The sequence below is a fragment of the Xanthomonas sp. CFBP 8445 genome, from assembly GCF_025666235.1.
Taxonomy (GTDB): domain Bacteria; phylum Pseudomonadota; class Gammaproteobacteria; order Xanthomonadales; family Xanthomonadaceae; genus Xanthomonas_A; species Xanthomonas_A indica.
Genome location: NZ_CP102594.1, coordinates 828,901 through 851,514 on the forward strand (window position 1 = coordinate 828,901; position 22,614 = coordinate 851,514).

Sequence of the window (22,614 nt, forward strand, 5' to 3'; positions counted from 1 at the left end):
TAAGTGTTGCCAGCTTATAACTCTTGGCAGAGCGTTCTGCCGGCTGGCGGAAAAGTGTTCGGCCGGTGCTCGCGCTTCAAGTGGCTGCGTGCACGGTCAAAACGACCGTCTCTCAACGTGTTATCCACAGACTTGTCCCTAGCCCGTAGCTTGGGCAGCTCTTAGACTCGTCTGCAATCATTCGCGAGAAGCATGATGCACGCGTTCAACGTCTATATCGACGAATCAGGCGACGAGGGCTTTCGATTCAAGGAGGAGAATCGGGGGAGTTCGCGCTGGTTTGCGCTGGCTGCTGTGATCACGCGGGCAGAATCAGATCTGGAAACGGTCAAGCTCGTTGATCAGGTTCGAGAGCGCTTGAGGAAGCATCAGCGGGCTGACCTCCATTTCCGTGATTTGCGGCATGAGCAGCGGCTACCCTATTTGCAACAGATCGCAGCTGCTCGGCTCAGGGTAGTTTCCGTGCTCATCCATAAGCCCTCGTTGGATGCAGACGCATATTCTGAAAAAGGGCGTCTCTACAATTACGCCACTCGCCTGCTCTTGGAGCGAGTTTCCTGGCTTTGTCGTGATCGGAGAACGGATCCTGCGCATGTGGCGCGGTTGATCTTTTCCAACCGATCCAACATGTCATACGCGGAACTTTGCACGTACCTCGATCGCCTAAAACAGCACAGCACCGAGTGGGATGTGCGGATCGACTGGACTTCAGTCAATTGCCGGGACGTCAAAATTTTTGAGCACAGTAAGCGCATGGGCCTCCAGCTTGCGGACGCTGTCGCCTCTGCTATGTGGTATGGCGTCAATCAAAACGGCCATGGATTCACTGAGCCGAGATACGCTGAACTTCTGCGCCCTGTCGTGTACTCTCACCGCGGCCAGCGCTTTGGCTACGGGGTGAAGGTGATGCCGGCTGAGATCATCCGAAACGGACCGCCCCCTGGAGTCGAGTGGCTGCAGGGGGCGGGTTGGAATTAGGGCAGGTCCCGGGCCTCAGGATCCCACGTCTTAGACGCTGCCACCCGGAGGCGACCTGAGGTTGATCCCGCGCATACCTGCTGAGTAAATATACATCCTAGTGATCTCACTAGCTGCTGATACAGCAGCCTGTGCTGACCGGCGCCGCTGTGTTAGGGAGCCTTAAAAAATCAGTGCATTCAGCCAGCATCGCGTTCAGCGATTCGAGCCTCCATCCAGTCCTCGACCTCCGATTCCACCCAGGCCGACAGGGTACCTAGCGGCACAGGCTTCGGGAACTCGCTGGCGCGGACGCGGGCGTACAGGGTGGACTTCGATAGGCCGGTGCGCGCCAGCACCTCGCGAATGCGCAGGAAGCGCAGCGGGCGCGGTCCGGAAGGGTGATCAGCAGCACCGGTCGAATTGCTCATGGCGCCAATGCTGACGCGGCGGCGGCTCGCTGGCTGAGATCGGTGTCGGAATTCCCTGATGCTACGTTGCGCCGATCGCTGATACCCAGGCGCCGGCAGGCAGGCGATTCTAGCCATGCCGGACGCGGGCGCCATAGGCAGCTCAACCCCGCGGGCGCCTGAGCAGCGCCGGGCCGGTATCCTGGAACCTTCATCGGCCCGTCTCGGCCGGTGCGACGGCCGGCCGTAGCATGCGGGTATGGCGCTGCCGGACGACATCGAATGGGAACCCACCAACCGGTGGGGGCAGGACTGGCTCAGGTGCGCCGGGAAGATCGTCGCCGGCGTGAGCCAGACCGCGATCCGTGGGATCTGGATCGCGAACGTGAACCGTCATCGAGAGAGCACTGGCTCGTGCCCACACGCCTACTTTCGTAGCAGGCGCGCGGCGATGCGCTCGGTCGAGCGGTGGGCCTGCGCTCACGCGCCGAGGCTGCGCCGCGAGGTCGCTAAAGGTTCCGCAGCCAGGGTAGAGGTGCAGCCCACCAGGGAGGAGAAGCGGCTGGCGAGATCGTTGCGCGGATGAGCGCGGCCACATTGCCGTCATCGCATCGATCACTCAGGATGGGTGCATCGTTCTCGATGCGGCTGAGGTGTGGAATGGAACTGGGGCTTTGTCTGTCTCGCGATGAGATCCAGGAGTTCACGCGTACCCCGATCAGGGCAAAGCAGCTGGAGTTCCTGCGGCGAAATGGCATCCGACACTACATCGACAACAACGGTCGGCCGGTCGTGCTTCGTGCCGCGATCGGCGCTGATCCGATCACCCCTGCGCCGCTGCCGGCCTGGAAGCCGAACAAGGCCCTTCCCTAGAAGCGCAACCTCCGTGGCTCGGTCGGCGTTCGCTAGAATCCGGCGAAACGCCAGGAGCAAGGAATGCCATGAAGGACCGCAGCATCCGACAGTTCAGCCTTGTCCCCTACGCGCTAGCGATCGTGGTGGTCCTCGCCTTGACTGCGGCGCTCACCTGGCCATCCTGGGGCGTCGTCCCTATGTGGATGAAGGACCCGGCTTGGCCGGCATGGGTCCAGGCTGTGATGTCGGTGGTCGCCATCGTCGCCGCTGCATTTGTGCCGCGGTGGCTCGATGCCCAGAAGCGCAGGGATGCTGCCGACCAGTACCTCATTTTTTGCAGGTATCTCTTGGGGGAAGCTGAAAGCTTGCGGGAACAGGCAAGCACAAAAGCCGGACGGTATGGACTGCGCATGTGGGGCCATGAAGCGGAGTGGCAGTCCATAGCTGATGGTGCGCGGGAACTCCATCTCAACGAACTGCCGCACGCGAAGTATCTGGGCGTCTGGCTGCAAGTTCGCGAGATGGCAGTGCGTATTGCCGACTACAGCTCCTGCATAGCGAGAACAGGGGAAGACGATGATCCGGATGACCACGACATCCTGGATGGCTACCTCTATCGATTGCGCAACCTGCACAACGAGTTGATCGACATCGACGTTTCTATACGCGGCCAGCGCGGCTATGCCAAGGTGGAAAATCCCGACTGACCTCTACGTGCATCCCTCCGCGCCCGTGGGGCGTCTCTACGCCTGGTCCTCTGCGAAGATGCCGCCGCTGATGACGGCCGAGCCGCACCACGTATCGCCGTAGGCCACCGGCACCGGGTTGCCCTGGGCCTGCATGTTGACCGGGCCGTTGAACGCATAGCTTGGCTTGTTGGCCGGGCTGTCCTGCGCGCCGAGGCCCTTCTGGGTTGGAGACAGCATCTGGACCACGCCGCCGAGCACCATCGCGATGCCGGCATTGGTGAGCGGTACGCCGATCCACGCCAGGGAGCCACCGGAAAGCGTGCTGAGGGCGTAGCCGGCAGCGATGAGCACAGCGCCGACTATGACCTGCAGTGTGCCGCCGCGCTTCGCTCCCTGCAGCACCGGCGCGATGCGGATCATGTCCTCGCCGGGCGGGTCGTGGAGCTGGTCCTCGCCCAGGTTGCGCCGGCCGGCGAAGACGGCGAAGGCCATGCCGCGGTCCTTGGCGCCCATGAGGAACGCCTGGAAGCCGGGAAGCTGCACCGAAAGAGCGCGGACGGCCTCGGCCGGCGACGCCACGGCGAGGCGAAACTCCTTGCCGAAGCGCGCGCGCAGCGCGCCGTACAGGCGCACGATCCTGACCTTGGGTTGCTCGATCATCAGTTCCTCCTTTCGCTTGGGGCGATCGCCCCGAAAGCCACATGCTGGGTGGCAACTTGGTCTGCGCCGATGCTCACGACGCGCATTAGGGGATCTGGGCTATCGACGTCGAACGCGATCATGAGCCGCTCGCCCCTGCAGATGGCGGCGCCGATCGAATGAGCCACGTCCGGATCCCTGCTTACGGCCTGCATCGCCAGCCGCGGGCATATCGTCCTGCATGCCGCCATCACCGCGGCGACTTCGGCACGGAGGTCTGGTGCGACCTCACATCTGCCTCCGCCGATGTCGCTCCCATGCTTCGCTGCCATTGCACGCATCCTCTGAAATTGATCCTGGAGAACGAGATCCCGCCGGAGCGGGATCCGACCGCCTCACACTCAACCCAAGTGCAGCGGTTGCCGGGTGTTGTCGCGGGCACCTCCCGGCTGGCCCGGCGCGGAGGAGCAACTCCCCGCGCGGTTGCTCAGTGCAGCAGCTGCGCCTGCGGCCGGCTGCCGCGTGCGCCGCCGTCTACCGTCACGCCAGTGCGCAGCATGGCTTCGAACATGCGTGCCACTTGGTCTTCGCTGTCGAGGTCGACACCTACATCAGGGCCCATGAAGGCGAGGACCAAGCTACGGCGGATCTCGTGATCCGTCTGGTCGTCGGTGAAGAACGCGTCGGGCGCGAGCTGGTGGGCATCCAGCAGCAGCTTTGTGCGGTTCATGCCTGCCACTCCGCGGCGCGGCCGCGCGAAGCATCTTCGGTTCCGCTCCCCACGCGCACGATCCCGATATTGCCGCTGTGCACGCTGGCATCGCGGTGCATGGACGTGCGCTGGCCGCGCGACAACGGGCTCAGCACCGCCAGCCTGTCGATCGTGGCAGCAGCAGCGCATTGCTCGGGCCTGGGCGTGATGCCGGCGGCGTTCAACTGGCCGCGCGCCTGAGCGATTCCCAAGTACAGCTGCTCCACAGCGTCGAACGAAGCTTCCAGCTCCCGCTGCTTCGCCTCTGCACCTTCGATGGCGGCTACCAGAAGCTTCTGCAGGTCGGGCAGGCCTTCGTCGGCCTCCCTGAGCAGCGCGAGGTTGCGGAGCTGGGAGAGGCTGTTCTGCATAGCCCGCATGCGGTCCCGCTCGATCGATAGGCGATCGAACTCCTGCTGCATCTTCGCGATCTCGTCCACGCTGCCGCTGATCAGCAGCTTTCGGTAGAGCGGACCGTTGTTCGCGGATCGCGGGCCGGCGATCGCGATCTCTTCCCAGCGGGCATTGCAGCGGACGAGCTCGGGCTGCAGTTTCGCCAGCATGCCGCTGACCTCCTGCGCGCTCAGCGGGTTATCGCGGCTCATTGCCGCGCGGATCTCTTCGACGATGGACATGAAAACTCCGGTATGCAGGTGGCTGTGTCAGCGGGTGCGATAGTCGAGGCCGGCGCACATCTGGGCATAGGCCTGGTCGTTGGCATGGCCGGCACCGGCATCGCGCACCTGCTGCTGCACTTGGGTGGCATGAGTGCGCACCTGCGCGGCGTCCTTCGCCGCCTGCGCCACCATGCGCTGCCCAACTGCGGCATTCGCCGCCAGCTGCTGCGAGAGCACGTCCAGTTCGTCCTCGCGCAGGCTGCTGTGGCCGGCATCGTCCATCAGGCGCTTCCGCCATTCGGCGGCGTCGAGCAGCTGCAGGGTGGCGTGCTTCGGCGCGGAGTCGATGTGCAACTGCGGGCCGCCTCGCGCCGTGTCGACCATCGCCAGGTGGTTGTTCGCGATCTTCCGCTGCACGGCGTCGTAGTGCTGGCCATCCGGAGTGGTGCCTGCTTCGAAGTGAACCTCGGCGGTGTAGCCCATCGAGAGCTGGCGCTTACCGGACTCGTAGGCCTTGATCGCCGCCGCGTCCATCAGCACCAGCGGCACGCGGACGAACTCGCCATCGCGCACCACTTCGGCGCCGGTGTGGCCAATGGCCAGGTCCTTCCAGTTGGAGGCGTCGACATGCCCCTGGGTCGGATGCTCCAGCGTCATCGGCCGATGGGCGAAGCTGCGCAGGGTGGAGTCGGAGAAGACCTCATCCGCCGGACGGTAGACGCGCACCACGGGCATGTCGGGCCGGCCCAGCTCGCTGCCCAGGTACTCCTGCACGCCGGTGCGCGCGACCTTGGCGTCGGCGACGAGGTAGCCGTCCGCGGTGCGGCGGGTCGAACCGACGGTGATGCGATCGGTGAAAGTGGCATGCATGGCTCAGCCCTCCTGCTTGCGGGTGCGGTAGTCCAGGTTTGCCACGAACTCGGCGTAGCCGTTGTCCTGGACAGTGGTGCGCCGGCCTGCGCCGTCGCGCAGCGCTTGGGCTACCGGATCCTGATTGGGCGCGCGGCTATCCGTGGCCGGCTGCACGCTGGCTGCCGAATCCGCCATGCGCTTCACACGCTCGTCGACGAGCCTGTCGATGTCCTCCGGCTTCGGTCGGCTGTCCTGCAGCTGCGCCAGTTCGGCCTTGAGGGCGGCGATCTCCGCATCCTTGGCCCCGACGACGGCGGCCTGGTCGGCACGGAGGCGCTGGTTCACGGCTGCGGTGTCCGCCAGCTGGCGCTGCAGGTGCTCGATCGCCGTGGCGCTGTCTTCGCTGCATTCGATGGGCTGGCCGTCGACGGTGACGGTGCGGGTGGGCTTGCGGTTGAACATGGTTGTCTCCTGGGTTAGCTGCGGCGGCGGCTTTTCGCGGCCGGGGGTTCTTCATCGACGTACCGATCCATGAACCGGTCGAATTCGGCCTCGGCTTCTGGATCTACGCGACCCACTGCTTCGAGGAAGTCGCACCAAGCAACAGCGATGTCCCGCAGGGATGCATCGGCCGGAAGGCTTTGGAGCGCCTCGACCACGCGCGGCTCGACCCGGGATGCATGCGACTCGTAGAGCGCTTCCATGGCGGCATGGCAGGCCAAGTCGGCAGGTGAGAGCGGCGCCGGCGCTGGGCGGTTCTCCAGGGCGGCCAGTCGCCGTGATCGGTCAGCGCGCATGCTGGCCCTCCAGGGCGCGCAGGCGCGCGTCGAAGTCGGCCAGTTCGTGAGCCCGGGCGAAGCTCTCCACGCATCGGCCCAGCTTCTCAGCCTCACCGGCGGTGATGGCGCCCTCGGCCGCGGCGGACAGGATCGCGCGCATCGTGGCCGGCACGTCCGCCGGGCTCTCCGGGATCGGCAGGTCGACCTGGATCACGCGCTCCCGCGTGGGAGGCGCGATTCGCTCGAGGCAGAGGCGCATCGCCGCGGCATCGCCAGCGAGCGCCATGTCGATGGCCTTCTGCGTCAGCCGCTTCGAATCCTTGTCCAGCAAGGCCAGGGCGGCCAGGGTGCTCTTGTTGCGCGCGCCGCGGCGGCGGCCGGGGTTGCCAGGTCCGAAGCGCCCGCGGTTGTCGCGAGATGCCGTATCGGCGCCGTTTTTGCGGGTGTTGGGCTCGGTGGTTGCGGTGTCCATGCCGGCATTGAACCGGACGAAAACCGCGCCTGCTCAGCTGACACGGCGTTTTTTCGGCAGCACGCCCGCGTTCTGCAGCACCTTGCGCACGGCATCGTCCGATTTGCCAACCCGCCGCGCCACCATGCCCACCAGCTCGCGATCGGCGATTCCAGAGGCTCGGAGGTCCAGGGCGACCGCAATCGCGCGGGCATGCCAATCTGGCGCATCCGTGTGGCGCGCTCTGCCGCCGGCGGCGCGCGCGCTGCTGGCGTCCTTGTAGGCCTGAACGCATGGCTCCCGGGCGAGTATCTGCACCGCGGCGGATGCCTGGACCATGGCCACGGCCATCAGCGGGTGGCGCAGGGCCGCCGGCGCGCCGCCGGCCTGCTCCTCGATGGCGTCCATGTGCGCGAGGCTGCGCTCGACCTCGTCGCGCCTCTGCTGGATCACCTCGGCAGGCTGGTTCCAGCCGGCCAGTAGTTCGTCGAGCGTCCGCCGAAGCGGAGACGACAGCAGGTCGCCGGGGCGCGGCGTGTGGATGCGGTCAAACCGCGCCCGGTCCTCGGGATCGCCGAGGTTGAACGTGCTCAGCTTCTCAGGGTCGATCATGTCGATCTCCTCGCGCGCGCGTGCGCGATGCCTGCAGAAACGTCTGCAAAACACCTGCTAGCCTTCTGGCGAGCTCCTCGCGTGCGCACGCGCACTTGGCGGTAAAACCCTTGCCAGGTGCTCCAGGGATGCCGAGGTCGACGGTGGTAGGCCAGTTCATGGCCTGGATCAAGAAAATTGGCGGCGCGCCGATACGGATCGGCATGGACATACCGCTGAAGTACCGCATCCTGCTTTGGATCGCCAGCGCGGTGTTTGGCATCCCGACCTCCTACTATGGGTTCACCTGGATGCAGGCCAAGCTGGCGAAGCAGCAGCTCAACTGCATCACCGACGTCTACGGGGCCGACTACTCCACCGAGGCAGCGACGGTCCGCGCTGGCACCGACTTCGCGAATTGCCGGAGAAGCGTTGACCCCAGGAAAGGCACCGTGCGCTTTCTTCGGGATGAACTGAAGCGTGAGGGTCATTGACGTAGCAGCATGCGAACGCAATGCGATTGCACTGATTTTGCGTGGTGTTGACCCCTCCTTCATGGATCGAGTTCCTAAATCAAGTTCTTAAATCAAGTTCGGGTGACACCTGCGTCACCGGTCTGGTGACACCAGGGACACCGGTGGGTGACGCGTGTGTCACCGGGTGGTGACGCCGACGGCACCAGTGCGTCTCGCACTACTAGTGACATGCATGTCACCAGTCGACGTCCATCTCGTCATCAGAACTGGTGACACTGGCGTCACCAGTGGCTGAGTTGAACTGGGCCACCAGGTAGGTGTTGGAGCGGCCGGTTGTTCTGTCCACTTTGAGGTATCCCGTCTCTTCGAGGCGTTGAACGCTGCGGATGGCGGAGCGCTTCTGGATCCTCGCCATGCTGCAGATGCGCGCCATGCCTGGCCATGCTTCGCCATCGGGGTCTAGATGGCTGAGGATCACGCTGAGCACCGCACAGTCGCCCTTGCTTAGGCGGGGGTCTTGGAGGGCTCTCTCGATGAGTTGGTAGCGCGCCAGCAGGTTGAAAGGCTCATGGGGCATCGCCTTTCCTTGATCAGGCGGCCACGCGCGACAACTGCTTGGTCAGCAGCCGCCGGTTGTGCTCGCACACCGCGCGATCGTTGGCGTACTGGGGTGCTGTGCACCCCATGCCGATGAGCGTGTCCAGGGCGCTCTCCGCGGCCTTCGTGCTGGCCAGCCAGCGCTCGACCTGGGCGCGCGGCACGTCGCGCAGTTGGCGCGCTGTGAGGCAGCGCAGTGGGCGGTAGATCATGGTGTGTTCTCCATTGAGGTCGCTCGCGCTTCTGGCGATGTATCCGTCATCACGCTGCCGCCCTCGGCACAGCTGGGACCGCCTCCATCGCCGCCGGCTTCTGCTGCAGTGAATCCTGCCAGCCATGCACGGTAATGGCGGCCTGGCGCCGGCCTTCCTCGGTGTCCCACATGCCGTAGTCCTGATCACTCGCGTGGTTGTCCTGATAGGGGCGGTTCTCGTACCAGCACCATTTGCCATCGGCGTCCATAGCGAGGAAATTCGCCCAGGCAGGCGCAGCCTCCCAACTTGGTGCGGCGTGCATCGCCCGCTCGTCGTCATGCCCGAGGTGTCCGGGATGCTGGTCAAGGTGCTGGGCGCTGATCGCGTCCACGGCATCGCGGACGGCGTAGGCAGCCTGAAAGGCCATTCCGCCCAGCATGCGCACGCTGTCGGGAGAGATGTCGTCCAGTCCATTGGTTGTGAAAATGTCGAGGACCGAGGTCGCGGTCCGGGCCTGCAGCCGCAGTTGTTCCAGTTGGCTGATGGTCAACCCGAAGGCGAGGGTTTCGGGTACGCTGTTGGTCGCCATGTTCTTCTCCTGATTCTTGGTCGATGATGGATTGCTTGGCACACGGCTCGAGCGTTGGCGCGCTCGGGCCGTTTTCATTTGCTGGTGCTGATCGGGTTGCTGGTCAACTTGGCTGCCAGCGCACGCGCGCTCTGCAATGCCTGCAGCGGCTCGGCGTACTTGGCTGCCAGGGCGGCCCGCTGGGCGTCGAATCGGGCCGAGATTGCCGCGGCGAGTTGCTCCCGCGATTGGGTGTTCGAACGAGCGCGCGGCGCACGTATCGTGGTTGGCTGAGCGAGCTCTATGCTTTGCATGGTCAGTTCGTTCCTTGTCAGGGTTCGGGGTGGCTTCCGCGGCTCGTTCCGGAGGGAACCGGGCGGGCCGCTTCCTTTCAGCCCGCGAGGGCACGGCTGTCGGTCGTCTCGACGACGGACCCCTCGATGTAGGCGTCGAGATCCGCGCGGCGGTAGAACACGCGACCGCCGATCTTCACGTAGCGCGGGCCGCGGCCTTCGACCCTCATTTTTTCCAACGTGCTGACGCTGATTCCCAGGTGCCTCGCGGCATCCGGGCCCTTGAGGCGCGCGGCATTCGGAGACGTTTCGTTCATGGTTACTGCCCCTTTTTGCAATGGCCCACTATGGGCCACCTGCGGGCAATGTCCCACAGTGGGTCATTGCAGTCAAGGCCCACTATGGGCCATGCTTTGCGCATGGCCGTAAATGATCCCCACTTCAAAATCCGCCTTCCTGCGGACCTCAAGGCGCAGCTGGAGAAGGCTGCTGAGGAAAATGGACGCTCAGTCACGGCTGAAATCGTTCATCGCCTGCGCCGGTATGAGGACATCGATGCCGCCGGCCTCGAGGCTCTGGTCAGGGTGTCGGTCAAGAAAATCGAGGAGTTGCAGGAATTGATTGATTCGCTCGATTTACCTGCGAGGTTGGGCAAGGAGAAGCCATGACGGCATTCGCCAAGCTGACGCGCGCCGGCATGCGCGGCCTGCAGCCTGGCCAGTCGTTGAGCGAGCACGGCATCACCTACACGCGCACCAGCAGCGGGGACGGCCGGTGGTCGGTCAACGTGATGGTCAACCGCCGGCGGCACCACCAAGTCGTCGGCCTGGAATCGGAGGGCTACACCCGCACGCAGGCCGAGGACGTTGTGAGCGCGCTGAAGGCCGCCAAGCGGTCCGCCGCACATGGGGTAGCGGGTAGCCGCCAGACGCGCGCTCTGAGCATTTCCCAGGCTGCGGACGACTACCTGGCGTATCTGGCCAAGCACGATGGGCGCGACCTGGTGGCGAAGAGGATGCGATTCCAGCAGCACCTGGTGCCGCACCTGGGCCAGAAGCAGGCCGCGCGCCTTACCGATGACGACTGGATGGCCTACGTCGCCAAGCGCAAGACCGAAGGCGCGAGCCCGGCAACGATCAACCGGGAGCGATCGGCGCTGCTGCACATGCTCAACACGATGCGCCGGCGCAAGCTCCTGGCCGCGGTGCCGCTGCTTGCGCGCCAGGCCGAGCCAGAGGGCAAGCTGGTGTACCTGACGCCCGCGGAGTCGCAGCGCCTGCTGAAGGCTGCAGCGAACGATCAGTCGGACTTGGCGCACCTGTTCGTGATGGTGACGCTCTACACGGGCCTGAGGCACAGTGCGGCGCTCAACCTGCGCGCGGCCGACGTCGACGTGGAACGTCGCATCCTCTGGATCCGCCACGACAAGGCCGGCCGGCGCGAGCAGGCGATGCCGCAGGTGCTGGCCGACTATCTGGGCGAGGTGATCGCCGGCATGGAGCCGGAGGCGTTCCTGTTCGCGTCGCCGCGCGCGAAGTCGGGCAGGGTCTACCAGATGAATGCCATCTTCGCCCGGTGCGTCGAGCGCGCCGGCATCAGCAAGCACGTCACGCCGCACACGATGCGCCACACCGCTGCGACGAACGCAGCGCACGCCGGCCTCGACGCGGCCACGATCCAGATGATGGGCGGATGGAAGACACGCGCTATGGCCGAAAGGTACACTCACGCGGCTTCGATGCGGGACGCGATGGATGCCCTCGAGAGCCGGCTCACCAGCCGCAGGGTTACACCGAAATTGCAACGGCGATCGCGCAAAACCGCCTGAAACTCCTTCAGGGCCTATAGCTCAACGGTTAGAGCAGAGGACTCATAATCCTTTGGTTCCAGGTTCGAATCCTGGTGGGCCCACCACACGCATGGAGATAGCTTGATATTGTCTGCCCTTGAAAGAGTGGGCGTTAGAAGTGAACCTGACCCCATTCTTCAACAGGGATGACTCTCGCCAATCCGTTGGGGATTTTGCCATGACGGCTACGAGCTTATCTTCAAAGCAATTAGATGTTTTTTGCTCTTGAAAGAAGCAAGGTGTTAGAAGTGCAACTACCCTCCGTTCTTTAAAAGCTGCATAAAGGCTGTCGCCAGGGTACGATGGGTCGACTCCTTTGAAACCATGAGGCTTCTATGCAACTCCACGAAGTGTTCGGCGTCGCCAGAGACCAAGTTGAAAGTTATATCGAGCGCAATGCCGTGGATACTGCTCTGCAAGAGGCTTTAGCCGGATCGCGTCAAATTGTGATCTATGGATCTTCGAAGCAAGGGAAGACAAGTCTACTTCAGCGACATGTTGCACCGGACGACCGGATCACAGTGCATTGCGGCCCCACGATGAGTGTAGAGGACATCTACCGTTCGCTACTGCGCCAGCAGGGCGTTGAGATCGTTACCGAGCGGTCCGTGGAACAGTCGCGAGAAGTTACAACGTCAATTTCGGCCCGCTTTAAAGCGATGATCCCGTTGTTTGGAGGAGGAGAGGCGGAGACAGCCGGAGGTGTAAGTGCCGGCCGGAATGAAAACGAGCTACGGACAACTGTTGAATTCAATCTTGCAAATGGTCAGGATGTGGGCGAGTTGCTGATCAAGATCGGATCGCGAAAAAAATACCACGTACTTGAAAATTTCCATTACCTTTCTGATGAAGCGCAAAATCAATTGGCCTTTGATCTGCGTACATTCGAAGAAATGGGAATTAGATTTGTAATTCTAGGAGTTTGGCGCGAAAGAAATAGGTTGGTTCAATATAATGGTGATCTACAAGATCGTGTTGCAGAAGTTCCTGTTGAGCCTTGGGATGATGGGGACTTCGAGAGGGTCGCGCTGAAAGGGGAGGCTGCGCTAAATGTGAAGATTAGTCCGGCTTTGAAGCAGCGCATCTTCAATGAAGCCCACGGTTCTATTGGTGTGGTTCAGGAGCTTTTAAAGAAGCTCTGTGAGCTGGCCGGAGTTATGGAGACGTCATTACGCCAGTTACATGTAGAGCGTGATGAGCTCCTGAGTGAGGCGATTACTGCAAAAGTCGCCGAATATTCCAGCCGTCATGTGCGTAGCCTGGAGGCCATCGCCGCCGGTTCTCGTTCGCGTAGAGCTACTGAGGAAACGGCAGCTCTATTTTTGCCCTATTATGTCGTTTTAGTGCTCGTTAATCGTTCTTACGCAGAGCTGCGTGACGGGATCGAACGTAAAACGCTGCAGGAGCATATTCGCGCCATCCACACCCATCCTGAGAACGTGCGAACCTCCGATGTGACGGGAATGCTCCAGCGTTTGTCCAAACTCCAGGCTGACGCGAAAATTAAGCCGCCGTTGTTCGATTTTGATCCCGGTTCTCGCCGGGTGAAGGTAGTGGATTCCACACTGTATTTCTTTATAGATAACTGTGTTCCGGCTGACGTGATGGCGGAAATCCCTCACCCAGACCCGGACATAAGTGCCGCGCAAAGGAACGCGCCTGTTGATTGACGGTTGCACGCATCTTCACTGTAGTTTTCAGGTGCGTTGACATAAGGCCCTGGAAAAAGCCGGTTGTAGAAGCACGCACGCAATTCGTGCTCAGTTGCTACCGCAAGGAGGGCCAATCGGCTCATGATGGGGGCAGAAGTTGTGGCGTCTAGCTTTTACACACCAGGTTTTCCGATATTGGGGTCAGGCCGCAGGTGCGCCAATGTCGTTGCTGATGGCGTGGCAGCTCCTGATCGCGCAGGACCACGACTTGATCACGCGTCCGGCAAGCATGAGGCGTTCGTGCGCGGGTTGGGCGCCGAGACCTTCATCGACTACACCAAGACGGCGCCGGAGGATGTGTTGCACGACGTGGACCTGGTGGTGGACGCCGTCGGCGGCGCCGGTGCCAGCAGGTTCCTGCGCACGCTCAAGCGCGGCGGCGCACTGCTCCCGATCTTTCCGCTCGGCTTCGATGGGCACGATGCGGCGGCGGCGCTGGGCGTGACGGTGTCCACCACCCAGGTGCGCTCCAGCGGCGCGCAACTCGGCGAACTCGCGGCACTGCTGGACGCCGGCACGGTGCGCGTGGCCATCGACAGCACCTTCGCCTTGTCGCAGGCACGGCAGGCGCACGAACGCGCGGAGCAGGGTCACATCCAGGGCAAGATCGTGATGACGGTCGAGTGAGGCCGTGGATCGCGGCGTTGCCGACGGCATCGAATGGCTCCGCGGCTCGGCGATGCGTCGACCGCCGAGCCGGTCATCGCAGCGCGTCTGGGGCAAACAGGGGCGGCGTGCACTTGCTTGCATCAAGCACCACCGGCAACGTCCAAGCCCTATGGAGTGATAGATGTGCTCTGCCCCGTGTTTCCCTGAGGCCGGATTTCGCAAGCTTCCGACACGCAACGCACGCCGTCGCCAAGCGCCGATCAAAGAAGATGCTCGGCGCAACTGGCCGTTGCGTGGAAGAATGTTGCCGGATCAAGCCGCGCCGCAGCGCGGCGTGGGCTTGAATGCTGCGTCAGGCCGCTTGTCGGCAAGTGGCAATGCCAAAACTGTCGGTACTGCAGCGCATTGTGTTGCCCTTGTCGTCGCGCGACGTCGTGTTGTCGAAGGAGTCCGTCGCGCCGCGAACCACGTTGCCCTAATCGTTACGGGTCGTGGTATTGCCGTAGGAGTCTGTGCTGGTGCGACTGACGCTTCCGTCGTCGCCGCGGCAGGTTTTGTTGCCGTACGAGTCAGTGGAGCAGCGAATCGTGTTGCCCCGGTCGTCACGGGTCGTGGTATTGCCGTAAGAGTCTGTGCTGCTGCGCGTCACGCTTCCGTCGTCGCCGCGGCAGGTTTTATTGCCGTACGAGTCCGAAGAGCAGCGAACCACGTTGCCCCGGTCGTCACGGGTTGTGGTATTGCCGTAGGAGTCTGACGAGGTGCGCGTGACGCTTCCATCGTCGCCGCGGCAGGTTTTGTTGCCATACGAGTCCGTCGAGCAGCGTGTGTCGGCAAGTGCGCTCGACGTTGCCAGCAGTCCAGTCAAAAGTGCGAGTGTGGCCATTTTCATTTTGAAACCCCCTGAGTGTGTGGAGCGGTCTAACGCTGACGATTGTAGGCGCTGTCAGGTCGCCTACCGGCAAGTCTCAACGCGATAGGCATCGGTCGTGCAGCGTGTCATGTTGCCCTTGCCATCGTTGCACGTCTTGACGCCGAACGCGTCCGTGGTGCAGCGCGTCTGGTTGCCCTGGGTGTCGAGGGTCGTGCTCGTGCCGTAGGCGTCTGTCGTGGTGCGCGTCAAGCTTCCGTCGCTGCCCTGGCACGCCTTGGTGCCGTAAGCGTCGGTAGTGCAGCGCGTCTCGTTGCCCTGGTTATCACGGGTCGTGGTGGTGCCGTAAGCGTCTGTCGTGGTGCGCGTCGTGCTTCCGTCGTCGCCGGTGCATGTCTTCACGCCGAACGCGTCGGTTGTGCAGCGTGTCCCGGCGAGTGCGCTCGACGTTGCCAGCAGTCCAGCCAAAATTGCGAGTGTGGCCATTTTCATTTGAAACCCCCTGTGTGTGTGGAGCGATCCAGCGCTTGCCAGTGTAGCCGTTGATCGTCAGTCAGGCAGGGCGCTCTATCGCCTTCGATCGCTCCCCGTCGCGTGGCGATTCAGCGTCATGCCTCTTCGTATTCGACCTGAACCAGCGACGCTGGATCGCGTGTCGATCCGCAGGCGAACTGTTGCGCAGCAGCATGCAACTCGCCGAAAGGCGTGTTACTTCTAGCTCGGTTGGATCGATCCAAAGCCGTTGATGCAGCGCATCCTTGGGGGAGACGGCGGATAGGGATCGCGTGCGACGAGTTTGCTGACGCCTGCTCTCTGGTCCGCATGCATCTGCGGTCGTGAAGCCTGGTTAGAGGCCGACTCGAGCGGCGACCCCCGGGGCGATCCGGTCCACGTTGCGCGCCTTCACTGTGCGCCGTTGCTATCGGAGGTGCGTGGCGCCACGCGTCGCGACACAACCGACCGAGAGAGTTGGGGAGCCTGCCATGCCAATCCGTCCGCGCTTCGCGCATCCGTCTGAGTCTTCGCGCCGGTGGTTCGGGTTCGTCGCTGCGTCGGCGTTGCTGTGCGCGGGAATTGGCGCGGCATGTGCGGCCGATGCCGACTTTGCGTCCTCGTTCGAGCGCGGCGAAGCTGCGCCAGCGTCGGCGGCGCAGTCCGACAAAACAGGCGTGAGCGTCGCCATCGGCAAGGGCCCCGAGCAGCCCTACGCGGCCAAGGCCGGCATGGGCTACACCGGGCTGCATGCGCTGCACTATCGCGCCACTGCGGCCGGGCGTGCACAGCTGTTCGCGGTGGATCTGCCGGTGGAGCCTGACACGGTGCTGTCGTGGATGGTGCTGCCGGAAATCGTCGACGGCGATACGGTGGCGTCGACCGGCGTGGTGGTGGACCTGCTGTTCGACGACGGGCGCCGCTTGTCCGAGTTGGGCGCGGAAGACCAGCACGGTGCGCCGGTCAGTGCGGCGGGGCAGGCGGCGTCGAAGACGCTGTATCCGCAGCAGTGGGCGCTCAAGCAGGTGCGGTTGGGTGAGGTGGCGGCCTTGCGCGGCAAGCGCATCCGCGCGATCGAGCTGCAGGTGCAGCCTGGCGCCGGCAAGGTGGCGACGGGCTGGATCGACGATGTCGCGGTGCGCAGTGAACCTGGGCCGCAGGCGGCGCGGCGTCCCAGCGACGAGGTGGTGACCACGCGCGGCACGCAGTCCAACGGCACGTTCTCGCGCGGCAACAACATCCCGGCCACGGCGATGCCGCATGGCTTCAATTTTTGGGTGCCGGCGACCGATGCGGGGACGCTGAGCTGGCTGTACCGCTGGAACGAGCAGAACGGCGACGACAACCGGCCGCGGCTGCAGGCGCTATCGATCAGCCACGAGCCCAGTCCGTGGATGGGCGATCGCCAGACCTTCCAGGTGATGCCCTCGTCCACGCGCGGGGTGCCGGAGGCGGATCGCAGCAAGCGCGCATTGTCGTTCAGCCACGACCACGAGGAGGCGCGCCCGCATCTGTACCGGGTGGATTTCGACAACGGGATCCGCGCCGAGTTGGCGCCGAGCGAGCGGGCCGCGATCTTCCGCTTCCGCTTCCCCGAGGGCGGCGACGCCAATCTGCTGTTCGACAATGTCGACGCGCGCGGTGGGCTGACCCTGGATGCGGCGACGCAGACCCTGCGCGGCTACTCGGACACGCGCAGCGGGCTGTCCAACGGCGCCACGCGGTTGTTCGTCTATGCGCGCTTCGACCGCCCGTGGACCGCCAGTGGCAAGATCGCCACGGGCCGGCCGACCGGCTATGTGAAGTTCGCGCCTGGCGCGGACCGCATGGTGGTGATGCGCATCGCCACCTCGCTGATCTCGGTGGAGCAGGCGCAGCGCAATCTGCAGCAGGAGATCGGCGACGCCGGCTTCGAGGTGGTGCAGTCGCGCGCGCAGGACGCGTGGGACGCGCTACTGCGCCGGGTGCAGGTGCAAGGCGCCAGCCACGACCAGCGGGTCACGGTGTACTCCAATCTGTACCGGCTGTTCCTGTACCCCAACATCGCCCACGAGAATGTCGGCGATGCGGCACATCCCGATTGGCGGCATGCCGACCAGAACAGTTGGTCCAAGGACAACACGGGCGGCGATGCCGAACGCACCGCGGCGCCGATCCTGCCGGGCATGGTCTACGTCAACAACGGCTTCTGGGACACCTTCCGCACCAGTTGGCCGGCGTATGCGCTGTTCGCGCCGGAGCAGGCCGGGGCGATGATCGACGGCTTCCTGCAGCAGTACCGCGACGGCGGCTGGGTGGCGCGCTGGTCCTCGCCGGGTTATGCGGACCTGATGGTCGGCACCAGTTCCGATGTGGCGTTCGCCGATGCCTGGCTGAAGGGCGTGCGCGGGTTCGATCCGCACGAGGCCTACGCGGCGGCGCTGCGCAATGCCACGGTGGTGCCGCCGGTGTCGAATGTGGGCCGCAAGGGCCTGGCGCGTTCGATGTATCGCGGCTACGCGGCCAACGACGTGCACGAGGGGCTGTCGTGGACGCTGGAGGGCGCGCTCAACGATTTCGGCCTGGCGCAGATGGCGCAGGCGCTGGCGGATCAGGAACAGGATGAGCAGCAGGCGCAGCGCTACCGCGAGGAAGTCGAGTACTTCCAGGCACGCGCGACCGATTATGTGTACCTGTTCGATCCGGCGACCCGCTTCTTCCGTGGGCGCACGCCGGCCGGCCAGTGGAGCACCGCTGCGTCCAAGTTCGATCCGCGCGTGTGGGGCGGCGACTACACCGAGGCCAATGCCTGGACCTTCGCCTTCACCACGCCGCACGACGCCACCGGCCTGGCCACGCTGCTGGGCGGCGAGGACGCCATGGCCGCGCGCTTGGACGAGCTCTTCGCCACGGCCGAGACCGCGGACAAGCGCTTTGCCGGCAGCTACCGCGGCGTCATCCACGAGATGACCGAGGCACGCGACGTGCGCATGGGCATGTACGCGCACAGCAACCAGCCCTCGCACCATCTGCCGTGGATGTACGTGGCGGCGCGGCAGCCGTGGAAGACCCAGCGTCTCACCCGCGAGGTGCTGCGTCGGCTGTACCTGGGCAGCGAGATCGGCCAGGGCTATCCGGGCGACGAGGACAACGGCGAAATGTCGGCGTGGTACCTGTTCGCCATGCTCGGGCTGTATCCGCTGCGGATGGGCGCGCCGGAGTACGTGATCGGCTCGCCGGCGTTCCCGCGCGCCGAGGTAGACCTCGGCAACGGCCGCAAGTTGGTGGTGATCGCGCGCAACAACAGTGCGCGCAACGTGTACGTGCAGTCGCTCACGCTCAACGGCAAGCCTTGGAACAAGGCCTGGCTGCGCCACCAGGACATCGCCGACGGCGCCACGCTGGAGTTCGTGATGGGCGCGACGCCCTCGCGCTGGGGCAGCGGTGCCGATGCGCTGCCGCCGTCGCTGACGCCGCCGGGCAACGCGCCGCGTGGGCTGGAGGATCTGGCGTCGCAGGCCGTGGCGGTGTCGTTGCAAGGGCAGCCCAAGGCCGCGGCCTTGATCGACGACGATGCGGCGACGGCGCTGCCGCTGCCGGCCGGTGCCAGCGTCGATCTGCGCTTCGCGACGCCGCAGCGCGCCACGCACTACACGCTGACCAGTGGCGACGCTGCCTTGTCTGGCCTGGCGTGGACGCTGGAAGCGCGCAACGGCGACGGCGCGTGGACCACGCTGGACCAGCGGCGCGAACAGCGCTTCGCCTGGGCGCGGCAATTGCGGCCGTTCCGCATCGCCAAGCCCGGCGCCTACAGCGCCTATCGGCTGCGCATCGACGCGGGCGAAGCCGTTTCGCTCGCCGAGATCGAACTGCTGCAGCCAGCGACACGGAAGGCCGTGCCGTGAGGCGGCCGCAACGTGGCGCATGCGCATCGCTGCGCCCACGATGCAGACGACACCCCACGCCCTAGACCTGTTGCGCGGCAGCATGCGTTGCAGGGAAGGCTGTGGTACTTAGGTTTTCCACTGCATTAGAACGATCCAATTCAGTTGTGCAGGACAGAGGGGGAAGGACCGCAAGACCGGCTCGCCGCAACGGCGCCGGACGTTTTCGTGTCACATCGCGCGGAGTTCTTGCCCGATCGTTGGATCGATAGAAACCCGCCGCAGCCGATCAATCTTTGGGAGAGGATGATTGAAATGAACTGCATGCCATCCGCACGCAACCGCAGCGCCTTGTCTGCGGGTATCGCCATCGCGCTGCTCGCCAGCGCCGCCTCCACCACCGCCTTCGCCCAGCAGGCCGACGGCACGCCGGCCCCCAAAGGGCAGGCCGAGGTCAAGGCCACCGACCTGGACGCGGTGACGGTGACCGGCTACCGCTACGCGATCGAGAAGAGCCTGGAGCAGAAGCGCAACGCCAATGCCGTGGTCGATGTGATCACCGCCGAGGATGTGGGCAAGTTCCCCGACAAGAACGTGGCCGATGCGCTGCAGCGCGTGCCCGGCGTGGTCATCACCCGCGATGGCGGCGAGGGCAAGAACGTCAGCGTGCGCGGCCTGTCCTCGGAGCTGGTGCTGACCGAATTGAACGGCAACTACATCGCCACCGCCGAATCCAATGGCGACCCGACGCGTTCGTTCAACTACACGCTGCTGCCGTCGAACCTGCTGGGCAGCGCCGAGCTGTACAAGACGCCGGAAGCGCGCATCGACGAAGGCGGCATCGGCGGCACGGTGATCCTGCAGACGCGGCGCCCGCTGGAGCTGGAGCCAAATTCCGGCTTCCTCTCTGCCGAGGGCGTGTGGTCGGACAGCAGCAAGAAGACCGACGGCCAGTTCTCCGGCTCGTACTCGTGGCACGACCAGGACAACCGCTTCGGCGTGTTCGTCGGCTATACGCAGCAGAAGCGCACTGCGCGCACGCTCAACGCCAGCACCGAGAGCTGGCAGTGGTACGGCCGCGACGAAGGCGGTCCGGCGGTCGACGTGAACGGCAATCCGTCGGACTTCAATGCCAACTGGTGGGGCGGCACCGGCTTCTGGGACCAGAACGGCCGGTACTACACCCGCTTCATGATGCCGACCTCGGTCAGCCTGGACGTCAAGCAGGAGGAGCGCGAGCGCAAGGGCGGCCAGCTGACCTTCCAGTTCAAGCCCACCGACGACCTGACCCTGACCGCGAACTACTTCCGCTTCGACCTGTCGCAGAACTCGCAGACCAACACCATCAAGATCCCCGAGTGGAACATCGCCCGCTATTACGGCGACGGGAACTGGCGCGGCGGCCGCCTGCTCGACGGGCTGCAGTTCGATCCCAGCGGCACCATCGTCACCGGCGCCAACTACAGCCTGCATCCGGGCAAGGCCTATTACTGCAGCGAGGCCCAGGCCGCCGCGGCTGGTCTGCCGCCGGGCGGCTGGGGTTCGGACGACTGTACGGTGCCGACGCCGCAGATCACCGGCAGCTACAACATCGAGAAGTCGCTGTCGCAGACGGTGGACCTGGGTGGCGAATGGCGTGGCGAGAAAGTGGACGTGTCGTTCAAGGCCGGTCGCACCTGGGCCAAGGGTGGGCCGGAGCTGCAGTTCTCCCTGCCGATCAAGCCGCGCCGCCAGAACGCCGACGGCAGCTGGAGCAATGGCAATTTCGCCAGTGCCTGGGATCTGACCGGCACGCCGTCGATGACGTTTTCGCCGGAGCTGATGCAGAACCTGCGCGACGGCATCCTGCAGGTCGACCTTGGCTCGACCGGCTCGTCCTGGACCCGCAACACCAACCAGCAGCAATACGCGCAGATCGATACCACCTGGCACATCGACGGCGAGTTCTTCGACTCGCTGCAGTTCGGCCTCAAGCGCCGCGACGGCGGCATCCACCGCAACACCGGCAACAACTATTGGGTGTGCCCGGGCACAGACCCGAGCGACTACAACAACCGCTACTGGAACGGGCGCTGCAACGCGCTGGCCACGCAGTTCTCGCCGGATCTGCTGTTCCCGCTGGACAACCTGGCCGGTGGGGTCAGGTCCAGCGCGTTCCCGGCGATCAACTTCCCGGGTTACATCGGCTATTTGAACAACACCTACGGCGCGATGCAGACCCGCAACGAAGACAACTTCGTCTACAACGTCGACGAGAAGATCTATTCGACCTACCTGCAGCTCAACTTCCACACCGAGCGCCTGCGCGGCAACGTCGGCGTGCGGGTGGCGCGCACCGGCCAGCATGCCGATTCCACCGACAAGGTGACCGCCTACAACGATTACTTCTTCGATGGTGCCGACGGCAACCCGCTGGCCTGCCAGCAGGGCGCCGCCATGCCCGCCGGCGCGCCGGCCGATACCTACTGCGGCACCGAGGGCTATTGGCGGCTGTCGGACACCGAACAGCGCACCGAGTCGTTCGTGGTGAGTGCGCTGGACCGCAACTACACCGACGTGCTGCCGAGCTTCAACCTGGCCTACGACCTGACCGAGAACCTGCTGCTGCGCGCGGCGGCGTCGAAGGTCATCGCGCGGCCCAGCTACAACGCCATCGCCGCGCCCGGCAGCCTGGAGTACTACAGCCCCGAGTACGTCGCCGACCGGCGCCTGACTGGCGGCGCCAGCGAGCAGGGCTGGTACGGCTCGGGCAGCAACAAGAACCTGGAGCCGTACAAGGCCACCCAGTTCGACCTGGGGCTGGAGTGGTACTTCCTGCCGGGCTCGGTGGCGGGCGTGGGGCTGTTCCGCAAGAACGTGGAGAACTTCTCGGTCGACGTGGTCAGCGACGTCAACATGCTGATCAACGGCCAGACGATCACGGTGCAGAACTACAGCACCAAGGCCGGCGGCCAGGATGCGGTGTCGCAGGGCGTGGAGCTGTATGCGCAGCACACGCTGCCGTCCGGCCTCGGCGTGCAGTTCAACTACACCTACAACGACGCCAGCAAGGCGGCGGTGCGGCTGGAGGACGGCACCGAGGTCGGCAAGACCTCCATGCCCGGCAGCGCCAAGAACCAGACCAACCTCACCGTGTTCTACGAGACCGACCGCCTGCTGCTGCGCGCCTCGTACAACCGCCGCGGCGAGCTGGTGCAAGGCCTGGTCAACGGGCTGAACGTGTACGAAGAGCCGTACTACCAGATCGATGTCAACGCGGCATACAACATCACCCCGGCACTCAGCCTCACCGCGTCGGTACTGAACCTGACCAAGCAGGAATCGCGCCAGCACCTGGGCGACGACACCCGGGCGCGCTTCTACACCGGGGGCTACGCCGGGCGGCTGGCGTACCTGGGGCTGACCTACAAGTTCTAAGCTGCAACGTGTCGTGCCCATGCCTGCCGCACCGCGGACGGCATGGGCGCGAGGGGCCCGGCGACGGTCGGGCCGCTGCTTTCGT

The 22,614-nt window shown here is 64.5% G+C and carries 26 protein-coding genes and 1 tRNA gene; 11 read left to right on the forward strand and 16 right to left on the reverse strand.

Annotation, left to right across the window (positions count from 1 at the left end; genetic code table 11):
- The first annotated feature begins 195 nt into the window (after positions 1 to 195).
- On the forward strand, positions 196 to 978 hold the full coding sequence (locus tag NUG21_RS03600; RefSeq protein ID WP_263392307.1) for a DUF3800 domain-containing protein: 783 nt from the start codon (positions 196 to 198) through the stop codon (positions 976 to 978).
- Between the two features lie 179 nt (positions 979 to 1,157).
- Here the strand turns inward: NUG21_RS03600 and NUG21_RS03605 are convergent, their stop codons facing one another.
- Entirely contained in the window at positions 1,158 to 1,388 is a 231-nt protein-coding gene (locus NUG21_RS03605) for a helix-turn-helix transcriptional regulator (RefSeq protein ID WP_019796118.1), read from the reverse strand.
- Positions 1,389 to 2,027: 639 nt separating this feature from the next.
- On the opposite strand from NUG21_RS03605, the gene NUG21_RS03610 reads away from it, so the two are divergent.
- Together NUG21_RS03610 and NUG21_RS03615 are read left to right on the forward strand one after the other, a co-directional pair.
- A complete protein-coding gene (locus NUG21_RS03610; protein WP_019796120.1) occupies positions 2,028 to 2,240 on the forward strand; it encodes a DUF4224 domain-containing protein in 213 nt (70 codons plus the stop codon).
- 68 nt (positions 2,241 to 2,308) lie between these two features.
- Positions 2,309 to 2,929 (forward strand): hypothetical protein, encoded by a 621-nt coding sequence (locus NUG21_RS03615; RefSeq protein ID WP_019796121.1) that lies wholly within the window; start codon positions 2,309 to 2,311, stop codon positions 2,927 to 2,929.
- Positions 2,930 to 2,965: 36 nt separating this feature from the next.
- Here NUG21_RS03615 and NUG21_RS03620 read toward each other — a convergent pair whose 3' ends face one another.
- The 8 genes from NUG21_RS03620 to NUG21_RS03655 form a co-directional block, all read right to left on the reverse strand.
- Complete coding sequence (locus NUG21_RS03620) at positions 2,966 to 3,571, reverse strand: tail assembly protein (protein WP_263392308.1); 606 nt, start codon at positions 3,569 to 3,571, stop codon at positions 2,966 to 2,968.
- 466 nt (positions 3,572 to 4,037) lie between these two features.
- Positions 4,038 to 4,280 carry a hypothetical protein gene (locus tag NUG21_RS03625; protein WP_019796123.1) on the reverse strand — a complete coding sequence of 81 codons (243 nt, stop codon included), beginning with the start codon at positions 4,278 to 4,280 and terminating at the stop codon, positions 4,038 to 4,040.
- Positions 4,277 to 4,936, reverse strand: a complete 660-nt coding sequence (locus tag NUG21_RS03630) for a hypothetical protein (RefSeq protein WP_019796124.1) — start codon at positions 4,934 to 4,936, stop codon at positions 4,277 to 4,279. The genes NUG21_RS03625 and NUG21_RS03630 overlap by 4 nt, the downstream gene beginning before the upstream one ends.
- A 27-nt stretch (positions 4,937 to 4,963) precedes the next feature.
- The gene (locus NUG21_RS03635) at positions 4,964 to 5,788 is read right to left on the reverse strand and encodes a DUF2213 domain-containing protein (RefSeq protein WP_019796125.1); all 825 of its coding nucleotides are present in this window, start codon (positions 5,786 to 5,788) and stop codon (positions 4,964 to 4,966) included.
- 3 nt (positions 5,789 to 5,791) lie between these two features.
- Positions 5,792 to 6,232: a hypothetical protein gene (locus NUG21_RS03640; protein ID WP_019796126.1), complete on the reverse strand. Its 441-nt coding sequence runs from the start codon at positions 6,230 to 6,232 to the stop codon at positions 5,792 to 5,794.
- A gap of 14 nt (positions 6,233 to 6,246) precedes the next feature.
- Positions 6,247 to 6,567, reverse strand: a complete 321-nt coding sequence (locus tag NUG21_RS03645) for a hypothetical protein (protein WP_263392309.1) — start codon at positions 6,565 to 6,567, stop codon at positions 6,247 to 6,249.
- Positions 6,557 to 7,021: a hypothetical protein gene (locus tag NUG21_RS03650; protein ID WP_263392310.1), complete on the reverse strand. Its 465-nt coding sequence runs from the start codon at positions 7,019 to 7,021 to the stop codon at positions 6,557 to 6,559. The genes NUG21_RS03645 and NUG21_RS03650 overlap by 11 nt, the downstream gene beginning before the upstream one ends.
- A gap of 33 nt (positions 7,022 to 7,054) precedes the next feature.
- On the reverse strand, positions 7,055 to 7,612 hold the full coding sequence (locus NUG21_RS03655) for a hypothetical protein (protein WP_019796129.1): 558 nt from the start codon (positions 7,610 to 7,612) through the stop codon (positions 7,055 to 7,057).
- Positions 7,613 to 7,770: 158 nt separating this feature from the next.
- Here NUG21_RS03655 and NUG21_RS03660 point away from each other — a divergent pair, with 158 nt between their 5' ends.
- On the forward strand, positions 7,771 to 8,085 hold the full coding sequence (locus NUG21_RS03660; protein ID WP_263392311.1) for a hypothetical protein: 315 nt from the start codon (positions 7,771 to 7,773) through the stop codon (positions 8,083 to 8,085).
- Positions 8,086 to 8,302: 217 nt separating this feature from the next.
- Here the strand turns inward: NUG21_RS03660 and NUG21_RS03665 are convergent, their stop codons facing one another.
- The 5 genes from NUG21_RS03665 to NUG21_RS03685 all read right to left on the reverse strand — a co-directional run bounded on the left by NUG21_RS03665 (position 8,303) and on the right by NUG21_RS03685 (position 10,036).
- The gene (locus NUG21_RS03665; protein WP_019796131.1) at positions 8,303 to 8,644 is read right to left on the reverse strand and encodes a helix-turn-helix domain-containing protein; all 342 of its coding nucleotides are present in this window, start codon (positions 8,642 to 8,644) and stop codon (positions 8,303 to 8,305) included.
- A 13-nt stretch (positions 8,645 to 8,657) separates the two neighbouring features.
- Positions 8,658 to 8,876: a hypothetical protein gene (locus NUG21_RS03670; RefSeq protein ID WP_019796132.1), complete on the reverse strand. Its 219-nt coding sequence runs from the start codon at positions 8,874 to 8,876 to the stop codon at positions 8,658 to 8,660.
- 49 nt (positions 8,877 to 8,925) lie between these two features.
- Positions 8,926 to 9,447 (reverse strand): hypothetical protein, encoded by a 522-nt coding sequence (locus tag NUG21_RS03675; RefSeq protein WP_263392312.1) that lies wholly within the window; start codon positions 9,445 to 9,447, stop codon positions 8,926 to 8,928.
- Positions 9,448 to 9,521: 74 nt separating this feature from the next.
- Positions 9,522 to 9,740: a hypothetical protein gene (locus NUG21_RS03680; protein ID WP_019796846.1), complete on the reverse strand. Its 219-nt coding sequence runs from the start codon at positions 9,738 to 9,740 to the stop codon at positions 9,522 to 9,524.
- A gap of 77 nt (positions 9,741 to 9,817) precedes the next feature.
- Positions 9,818 to 10,036, reverse strand: coding sequence for a helix-turn-helix transcriptional regulator (locus tag NUG21_RS03685; protein WP_263392313.1), 219 nt, complete (start codon positions 10,034 to 10,036; stop codon positions 9,818 to 9,820).
- Between the two features lie 102 nt (positions 10,037 to 10,138).
- Between NUG21_RS03685 and NUG21_RS03690 the strand changes: the two genes are divergently transcribed.
- The 5 genes from NUG21_RS03690 (at position 10,139) to NUG21_RS03710 (ending at position 13,907) form a co-directional block, all read left to right on the forward strand.
- Positions 10,139 to 10,387 (forward strand): Arc family DNA-binding protein, encoded by a 249-nt coding sequence (locus NUG21_RS03690; protein WP_263392314.1) that lies wholly within the window; start codon positions 10,139 to 10,141, stop codon positions 10,385 to 10,387.
- Positions 10,384 to 11,547: a tyrosine-type recombinase/integrase gene (locus NUG21_RS03695; RefSeq protein WP_019796844.1), complete on the forward strand. Its 1,164-nt coding sequence runs from the start codon at positions 10,384 to 10,386 to the stop codon at positions 11,545 to 11,547. Before NUG21_RS03690 ends, NUG21_RS03695 begins: the two co-directional genes overlap by 4 nt.
- Positions 11,548 to 11,557: 10 nt before the next feature.
- Positions 11,558 to 11,633: transfer RNA gene (locus NUG21_RS03700), tRNA-Ile, on the forward strand.
- Positions 11,634 to 11,903: 270 nt separating this feature from the next.
- Positions 11,904 to 13,238: a P-loop NTPase family protein gene (locus NUG21_RS03705; RefSeq protein ID WP_263392315.1), complete on the forward strand. Its 1,335-nt coding sequence runs from the start codon at positions 11,904 to 11,906 to the stop codon at positions 13,236 to 13,238.
- A gap of 282 nt (positions 13,239 to 13,520) precedes the next feature.
- The gene (locus tag NUG21_RS03710; RefSeq protein WP_263392316.1) at positions 13,521 to 13,907 is read left to right on the forward strand and encodes a zinc-binding dehydrogenase; all 387 of its coding nucleotides are present in this window, start codon (positions 13,521 to 13,523) and stop codon (positions 13,905 to 13,907) included.
- A gap of 457 nt (positions 13,908 to 14,364) precedes the next feature.
- Here the strand turns inward: NUG21_RS03710 and NUG21_RS03715 are convergent, their stop codons facing one another.
- Both NUG21_RS03715 and NUG21_RS03720 read right to left on the reverse strand, forming a co-directional pair.
- A complete protein-coding gene (locus tag NUG21_RS03715) occupies positions 14,365 to 14,778 on the reverse strand; it encodes a hypothetical protein (RefSeq protein ID WP_263392317.1) in 414 nt (137 codons plus the stop codon).
- A gap of 63 nt (positions 14,779 to 14,841) precedes the next feature.
- On the reverse strand, positions 14,842 to 15,249 hold the full coding sequence (locus NUG21_RS03720) for a hypothetical protein (RefSeq protein ID WP_263392318.1): 408 nt from the start codon (positions 15,247 to 15,249) through the stop codon (positions 14,842 to 14,844).
- A 731-nt stretch (positions 15,250 to 15,980) separates the two neighbouring features.
- Between NUG21_RS03720 and NUG21_RS03725 the strand changes: the two genes are divergently transcribed.
- Both NUG21_RS03725 and NUG21_RS03730 read left to right on the forward strand, forming a co-directional pair.
- Positions 15,981 to 19,133 carry a GH92 family glycosyl hydrolase gene (locus tag NUG21_RS03725; RefSeq protein ID WP_263393026.1) on the forward strand — a complete coding sequence of 1,051 codons (3,153 nt, stop codon included), beginning with the start codon at positions 15,981 to 15,983 and terminating at the stop codon, positions 19,131 to 19,133.
- 294 nt (positions 19,134 to 19,427) lie between these two features.
- On the forward strand, positions 19,428 to 22,529 hold the full coding sequence (locus NUG21_RS03730) for a TonB-dependent receptor (protein WP_263392319.1): 3,102 nt from the start codon (positions 19,428 to 19,430) through the stop codon (positions 22,527 to 22,529).
- The last annotated feature ends 85 nt before the right edge of the window (positions 22,530 to 22,614 follow it).

Coding starts and splice junctions, on each gene's coding strand:
- NUG21_RS03600 (WP_263392307.1), top strand. CDS start 196: ATGCACGCGTTCAACGTCTATATCGACGAATCAGGCGACGAGGGCTTT.
- NUG21_RS03605 (WP_019796118.1), bottom strand. CDS start 1,388: ATGAGCAATTCGACCGGTGCTGCTGATCACCCTTCCGGACCGCGCCCG.
- NUG21_RS03610 (WP_019796120.1), top strand. CDS start 2,028: ATGGAACTGGGGCTTTGTCTGTCTCGCGATGAGATCCAGGAGTTCACG.
- NUG21_RS03615 (WP_019796121.1), top strand. CDS start 2,309: ATGAAGGACCGCAGCATCCGACAGTTCAGCCTTGTCCCCTACGCGCTA.
- NUG21_RS03620 (WP_263392308.1), bottom strand. CDS start 3,571: ATGATCGAGCAACCCAAGGTCAGGATCGTGCGCCTGTACGGCGCGCTG.
- NUG21_RS03625 (WP_019796123.1), bottom strand. CDS start 4,280: ATGAACCGCACAAAGCTGCTGCTGGATGCCCACCAGCTCGCGCCCGAC.
- NUG21_RS03630 (WP_019796124.1), bottom strand. CDS start 4,936: ATGTCCATCGTCGAAGAGATCCGCGCGGCAATGAGCCGCGATAACCCG.
- NUG21_RS03635 (WP_019796125.1), bottom strand. CDS start 5,788: ATGCATGCCACTTTCACCGATCGCATCACCGTCGGTTCGACCCGCCGC.
- NUG21_RS03640 (WP_019796126.1), bottom strand. CDS start 6,232: ATGTTCAACCGCAAGCCCACCCGCACCGTCACCGTCGACGGCCAGCCC.
- NUG21_RS03645 (WP_263392309.1), bottom strand. CDS start 6,567: ATGCGCGCTGACCGATCACGGCGACTGGCCGCCCTGGAGAACCGCCCA.
- NUG21_RS03650 (WP_263392310.1), bottom strand. CDS start 7,021: ATGGACACCGCAACCACCGAGCCCAACACCCGCAAAAACGGCGCCGAT.
- NUG21_RS03655 (WP_019796129.1), bottom strand. CDS start 7,612: ATGATCGACCCTGAGAAGCTGAGCACGTTCAACCTCGGCGATCCCGAG.
- NUG21_RS03660 (WP_263392311.1), top strand. CDS start 7,771: ATGGCCTGGATCAAGAAAATTGGCGGCGCGCCGATACGGATCGGCATG.
- NUG21_RS03665 (WP_019796131.1), bottom strand. CDS start 8,644: ATGCCCCATGAGCCTTTCAACCTGCTGGCGCGCTACCAACTCATCGAG.
- NUG21_RS03670 (WP_019796132.1), bottom strand. CDS start 8,876: ATGATCTACCGCCCACTGCGCTGCCTCACAGCGCGCCAACTGCGCGAC.
- NUG21_RS03675 (WP_263392312.1), bottom strand. CDS start 9,447: ATGGCGACCAACAGCGTACCCGAAACCCTCGCCTTCGGGTTGACCATC.
- NUG21_RS03680 (WP_019796846.1), bottom strand. CDS start 9,740: ATGCAAAGCATAGAGCTCGCTCAGCCAACCACGATACGTGCGCCGCGC.
- NUG21_RS03685 (WP_263392313.1), bottom strand. CDS start 10,036: ATGAACGAAACGTCTCCGAATGCCGCGCGCCTCAAGGGCCCGGATGCC.
- NUG21_RS03690 (WP_263392314.1), top strand. CDS start 10,139: ATGGCCGTAAATGATCCCCACTTCAAAATCCGCCTTCCTGCGGACCTC.
- NUG21_RS03695 (WP_019796844.1), top strand. CDS start 10,384: ATGACGGCATTCGCCAAGCTGACGCGCGCCGGCATGCGCGGCCTGCAG.
- NUG21_RS03705 (WP_263392315.1), top strand. CDS start 11,904: ATGCAACTCCACGAAGTGTTCGGCGTCGCCAGAGACCAAGTTGAAAGT.
- NUG21_RS03715 (WP_263392317.1), bottom strand. CDS start 14,778: ATGAAAATGGCCACACTCGCACTTTTGACTGGACTGCTGGCAACGTCG.
- NUG21_RS03720 (WP_263392318.1), bottom strand. CDS start 15,249: ATGAAAATGGCCACACTCGCAATTTTGGCTGGACTGCTGGCAACGTCG.
- NUG21_RS03725 (WP_263393026.1), top strand. CDS start 15,981: ATGGGCTACACCGGGCTGCATGCGCTGCACTATCGCGCCACTGCGGCC.
- NUG21_RS03730 (WP_263392319.1), top strand. CDS start 19,428: ATGAACTGCATGCCATCCGCACGCAACCGCAGCGCCTTGTCTGCGGGT.